The organism is Pseudomonadota bacterium, assembly GCA_016927275.1.
In the GTDB taxonomy this organism is placed as follows: Bacteria; UBA10199; UBA10199; order 2-02-FULL-44-16; family JAAZCA01; genus JAFGMW01.
In genome coordinates this window covers 1-5,373 of record JAFGMW010000031.1, presented here as the reverse complement: position 1 = coordinate 5,373, position 5,373 = coordinate 1, and the positions used below count along the sequence as shown (strand labels likewise).

7 protein-coding genes are annotated in these 5,373 nt (G+C 65.3%); all 7 read right to left on the bottom strand.

Annotated features, from left to right (window positions below; all coding sequences use genetic code 11):
• Nucleotides 1–17 precede the first annotated feature (17 nt).
• Genes atpG through JXA24_02150 form a run of 7 tightly spaced genes read right to left on the bottom strand, consistent with a single transcriptional unit; the run spans nucleotide 18 to nucleotide 5,344 of the window.
• On the bottom strand, nucleotides 18–872 hold the full coding sequence (gene atpG, locus JXA24_02180; GenBank protein MBN1282564.1) for an ATP synthase F1 subunit gamma: 855 nt from the start codon (nucleotides 870–872) through the stop codon (nucleotides 18–20).
• Nucleotides 873–895: 23 nt separating this feature from the next.
• On the bottom strand, nucleotides 896–2,425 hold the full coding sequence (locus JXA24_02175; GenBank protein MBN1282563.1) for a F0F1 ATP synthase subunit alpha: 1,530 nt from the start codon (nucleotides 2,423–2,425) through the stop codon (nucleotides 896–898).
• Nucleotides 2,425–2,979 carry a F0F1 ATP synthase subunit delta gene (locus JXA24_02170; GenBank protein ID MBN1282562.1) on the bottom strand — a complete coding sequence of 185 codons (555 nt, stop codon included), beginning with the start codon at nucleotides 2,977–2,979 and terminating at the stop codon, nucleotides 2,425–2,427. Before JXA24_02170 ends, JXA24_02175 begins: the two co-directional genes overlap by 1 nt.
• Nucleotides 2,980–2,991: 12 nt before the next feature.
• The gene (locus JXA24_02165) at nucleotides 2,992–3,477 is read right to left on the bottom strand and encodes a hypothetical protein (protein MBN1282561.1); all 486 of its coding nucleotides are present in this window, start codon (nucleotides 3,475–3,477) and stop codon (nucleotides 2,992–2,994) included.
• 32 nt (nucleotides 3,478–3,509) lie between these two features.
• Complete coding sequence (locus tag JXA24_02160) at nucleotides 3,510–3,953, bottom strand: hypothetical protein (GenBank protein ID MBN1282560.1); 444 nt, start codon at nucleotides 3,951–3,953, stop codon at nucleotides 3,510–3,512.
• Nucleotides 3,954–3,987: 34 nt separating this feature from the next.
• Entirely contained in the window at nucleotides 3,988–4,419 is a 432-nt protein-coding gene (locus tag JXA24_02155) for a polymer-forming cytoskeletal protein (protein ID MBN1282559.1), read from the bottom strand.
• 28 nt (nucleotides 4,420–4,447) lie between these two features.
• On the bottom strand, nucleotides 4,448–5,344 hold the full coding sequence (locus JXA24_02150) for a ParB/RepB/Spo0J family partition protein (GenBank protein MBN1282558.1): 897 nt from the start codon (nucleotides 5,342–5,344) through the stop codon (nucleotides 4,448–4,450).
• Nucleotides 5,345–5,373: the final 29 nt, after the last annotated feature.

Sequence of the window (5,373 nt, the reverse complement as noted above, 5' to 3'; positions counted from 1 at the left end):
TCTCAGCCTCTGCCCTCTCATCCCATCGCCCTCGCCCCGTTTATGATGTCCATGAGCCCGGAGGTGATCTCGTCCTGCCTCGCCCTGTTGTACACCGAGGTGAGGTGGGCGATCATGTCGTCCGCGTTTTTCGTGGCCGCGTCCATGGCGGTCATCCTCGCGGCGTGCTCCGAGGCCTCGGACTCCAGCAGCGCCTGCTTCACCGTGCTGACGAGCGACTGCGCCGTCAGCATGTCGAGGGCCGCAGCCCTGCCCGGCTCGTAGAGATACTCGATGTTGTGCTCCCTGTCGTAGCCGCGGTGCGCCAGCGGCAGCAGGTTCCAGAAGACGGGCCTCTGCCGGGATGAGCTCACGAACCTGTTGAACCCTATGTTGCAGCCTGCGCTCTCGCCGGTGCGGCACCTCTCCGTCGCCGTCTCCAGCAGCCACTTTATCACGGCCTCCTGCCCGCCCGACGACGGGACCTCCACCACGTCGTAGTCGCGCGCGGACAGCCACTTCGCCCCCTGCCTGCCGACCACGAAATTCTTGACGCGGATGTCGTGTATCATGTGCTCGAGTATCCCCTCCTCCGCGTCGCGCAGCAGGTTCTCGTTGAACCCCCCGCAGAGCCCCCGGTCCGATGTCACGAGGATGAGGTCGATGCAGTCGAGCCTCTGAGGCCTCCTCCATAGCGGTGGCGCCTCCCTGCCGAGCCTCCTCGACACCCTGACCGTTATGCCGTGCAGCGCGGAGGTGTAGGGCCTGTCGGCCAGCGCCCTCTGCTGGGCGCCCTTGAGCCTGGCGGCGGCGACGAGCTTCATGGCACGCGTGATCTTCTGCGTGCTTCGCACCGAGGCTATCCTGCGCCTTATCTCCTTCTGAGTTATCATCGGTCATGCGCGGGCCCGACCCCTCAGGGCGCCGCCTCCTGCGCGACAGGGACGAACTGCTTCTTGAACTCCTCTATGTGAGCCTCCAGCCTCTGGGACGACAGCACGTCGAGGTCGCCGCTCGATTCCATCTTCTTCACCAGCTCGTCGTCGCTCTCCTCCACATGCCTCAGGAGCCCGTCCGCGAACTGTGCGACCTGGTCGAGCCTGATGCCGTCGAGGTGGCCGGTCACCCCGCAGTAGATCTGTATCACCTGCTCGGAGATCCGCATGGGCCTGTACTGCTTCTGCTTGAGGAGCTCGGTGAGCCTCTCGCCCCTGCCTATCTGCCGCCTCGTCGACTCGTCGAGCTCCGCCCCGAACTGCGCGAACGACTTCATCTCCCTGTACTGGGCGAGGTCGAGCCTGAGCGTCCCCGCGACTCGCTTCATGGCCCTGGTCTGCGCGGCGCCGCCGACCCTCGAGACCGAGAGGCCGGCGTTGATGGCCGGCCTCTGCCCCGAGTAGAACAGGTCTGAGTCGAGGTATATCTGGCCGTCGGTGATGGAGATCACGTTCGTCGGTATGTACGCCGATATGTCGCCCGCCTGCGTCTCCACTATCGGTATTGCGGTGAGCGAACCGCCCCCCAGCTCGTCCGAGAGCCTCGCCGCGCGCTCGAGCAGCCTCGAATGCAGGTAGAAGATGTCGCCCGGATAGGCGTCCCTGCCGGGCGGCCTGCGGAGCAGCAGGGCGAGCTCCCTGTACGCTACCGCGTGCTTGGAGAGGTCGTCGTACACCACGAGCGCGTGCCTGCGCGACTCCATGAAGTGCTCGCCAATGGCCACGCCCGCAAACGGCGCGAGGTACTGCAGGGCCGCCGGCTCCGACGCCCCTGCGACGACCACGGCCGTGTACTCCATGGCGCCGTGGGCCCTCAGCTTGTCCACCACCCTGGCGACTGTCGAGACCTTCTGGCCTATGGCGACGTATATGCAGAGTACGCCCGCCCCCTTCTGGTTTATGATCGCGTCCACCGCCAGGGCGGTCTTGCCGGTCTGGCGGTCGCCTATCACCAGCTCGCGCTGCCCCCTGCCTATCGGGGTGAGCGCGTCTATCGCCTTGATGCCGGTGAAGATCGGCTCGCAGACAGGCCTGCGCTGCACGACCCCCGGCGCCTTGCCCTCAAGGTTCCTCATGGTCGGCGAATCCACGGGGGGGCCGCCGTCTATCGGCCTGCCGAGCGCGTCGACCACTCGGCCCAGCATCGCCTCCCCCACTGGGACGGAGGCGATGCGCTTCATCCTCTTGACCTCGTCGCCCTCCTTGAGCTTCACGTCGTCGCCCATGATCGCCGCGCCGACCATGTCCTCCTCGAGGTTCATCGCGATCCCCACGACGCCGTGGCCGAAATCCAGAAGCTCGCCGGCCATGGCCCCCGAGAGACCGTACACGTAGGCGATCCCGTCTCCGACCGTCACGATCTGGCCTGTCTCGTCGGCCGAGGGGCCTGACCCGAACTCGCGGATCTGCTCCCTGATGATGCGGCTCACCTCGTCTGCCCTGATCTCCATCAGCGCTCCTTGTCGTGCGAATAGAGCACGCCCCTGAGCCTCGAGAGCCTGCCGGCGGCCGACGCGTCGAAGTGCATGTCGCCCAGCCTAACATCGAAGCCCGCCATGAGCGACGGGTCGACGTCCACGTCGCACTCCACCTTCATGCCGGTCGATGCGGAGAGCGCCCCCTCGACCCTGGATCTGATATCACCGGCGAGCGAAGCCTCGGCAACCCTGAGCTTCGCCCTTTGCTTCCCCTCGATGCGAAAGATCATCTCGACGGCCTCTTCCGCGACCAGCGGTATGAGTTTTGCCCTCCCCTTTTTGATCATGAGGAGGACGGCCGACTCCGCTTCGCGCGAGAGGCCGATCTCCTTCGCGCACGCAGATGCCATCTTCGACCTCGCGGCGAAACTCCGCCTCTCGTCGGAGAGCGCCCTCACAAGGCCCGGCACCGAGCCGCAGGCCTCTGCGAGCGAGCTCATCTGTTCGGCCAGCCCAGCGAGCCCTGCGGCCGCATCGACGAGCCCGCGTGCGTATCTCCTGGCGAGAGATCTCTCCTTGAGGTCCAATGCCACCCCCGTTCATCGGCCGGCGCAGGCCTTCTCGAGCTCATCGAGCCCGCTCTTTGCCATCGCCTGCCGGCGCTCTTTTCCAAACATCCCCGCGAGCTTCGCGTCGATGAGACCGAAGGCCCCGTCGAGAAGCCTCTCCTTCACCACGCGTTCCGCCCTCTGCCTCTCCTCCATGGCGAGCCTGCCGGCCCCCTCGACCACCTGATCCGCCTTGAATCGGGCCTCCTCCATGACCGCCTCGCACTCCTTCGCGGCGCGGGCCGCTATCGCGCCGCGCCTTGCCGCTATTTCCCCGGGCAGCCGCTCGTAGGTCTCGCGGCTCTCTGCGAGGGTCGTCCTGGCCGCCTTGAGCGCAACCACCGATTCGATCATCTGCCTCCTCACCCTCCTGTGCTTTGCGAAGAAAAACTGGCGCATGGATCTGCCCATCACCCTCAGCAGGAAAAATGCCAGGATCGAGAAGTTGACAACCCTTAATATGAGAGGACCGGTCATGCCCAATCCATCCCCCTGGCAAGCCCGCCGCATCAGTGAGCGATGCGCTCGGCCATGGCCTCCGCTATCTCTTCCGCGCAGCCGCCCGCCTCGATATCGAGAGAGGCCCTCGTCGCCTCTGCGCCCTTTGCCGCTTCGGAAATTATATCCCTCGAGCTTTCCCTGGCAGCCGCCACCGTGCTGTCCGCCACCCTGTGCGCCTCGGCGAGTCGCTTCGCCCGCTCGGCCTGCGCCTCTGTCAGGGCCATGGCCAGCACCTCCCTGCGCCCCTCGTCCAGCTGCCCGGCCTCCGCGACGAGCGTCTCCGCCTCCCGTTTCGCCTCGGTCGTGAACTCCCTGCGCCTCTCGATTATCCTGCGGATGGGTGAAAAGACAAGATACGAGAGGGCGAAGACTGCCAGGACGAAGATCGCCGTCTGGACAGGGAGCGTCCAGTCGGGCGTCAGCTTGAACATTTCGTTGGCCACAGCGATCATGCGGCTCCCCCTGGCGCCGTCTGCCGGGACGCCGTCACATCATGAGCGAGTCGGCGCTCTCGTCGGCGGAAAAAGCCCCCTCGGAGGCAGGCATCTCGCCGGCGGCCCGGACCTGGGTCGAGGCGCCGAGCAGCATCTGGCTGCGCCCCTGGAAGACAGCTCCCTCCTCGACCACCAGCGCCGGCGCCTCGATGTCTCCCGTGAGGTTCGCGCCGCGCCTGAGCTCGACCTTCTGCTTCGCCTCAACGGTCCCCTGAACGCTGCCCTCGATTATGATCGTGTCGATCTGTATCCTGGCCGAGATCTTCGCCTCCGGGCCGACTATCAGGGTGCCGTCCGAGAGTATCTCCCCCGTGAAATCGCCGTTGATCTGGACCGTGCCGTCGAAGGCGAGTTTCCCCTCAACGCTGCATCCGCGATCAATGAGGCCGTTGATCTGGTTTGCGTCCCTGTTGTTCCGTGCCATTGGATTCCCCCTCGGTTGATGTTTCGGTTTATGCCTCGCACGCAGCGGCCGCTTCCCTGCTGCACGCTATGGTCGTGTATATCCTGTCAAGGTCCTGCGGCGAATAGTAGTCTATCGTGATCCTGCCGCCAACCCCGCTGGTGGAGATCTGGACCTTCGTCCCGAGGAACTGCTTCAGGTTGTCGGCGATCTCCGCCAACTGCGGCGAGAGCTGGGCCTTCCTGCGCCTGCGTCTATTATCACCCGAGGCGTAAGACTGCACCATCTTTTCCACGTCGCGGACCGTGGGGGTGTCGCGCAGTATCCGCTCCCTGAGCTTGAGCCTGTCGTGGATCTTCTCGACCGCCAGTATCGCCCTGGCGTGGCCGGCCGAGTAGCGCCCGTTGGCCACGTCCTCCTGTATGAGCTGCGGGAGCGCAAGCAGCCTCACGCTGTTTGCGACCGCGGCCCTCGACCTGCCGACCTTCTTCGCCACGTCATCCTGCGTGTACTTGAAGAGCTCCATCAGCTCCCGATAGGCGTGCGCCTCCTCGATCGGGTTCAAATCCTCGCGCTGTATGTTCTCTATGATCGAGAGCGCGAGCATCCCCTCGTTGTCGACCTGCTTCACGACCGCCGGCACCTTCTCGAGGCCAGCCATGCGCGAGGCGCGCAGCCTGCGTTCGCCTGCGATGAGCTCGTAGCGGCCGTCCGGCAGCGGGCTAACCGCCAGCGGCTGAAGGATGCCCTGCTCCCCGATCGAGTCGGCCAGCTCCCTGAGCCTCTCCTCGTCGAAGACCGTGCGCGGCTGGAGGCGGTTGGGCACGATCCTGTCGATCGGTATCTGCCTGAAACCCGCGGAGTCCAAAGCCCCATCCTCAGCCGCGACCATCGGCGGCGGTATCAGCGATTCAAGCCCTCTCCCAAGACCTCTCTTTGCCTGCATTTAAAACCTCCGTGATCTGTGATCAGCCT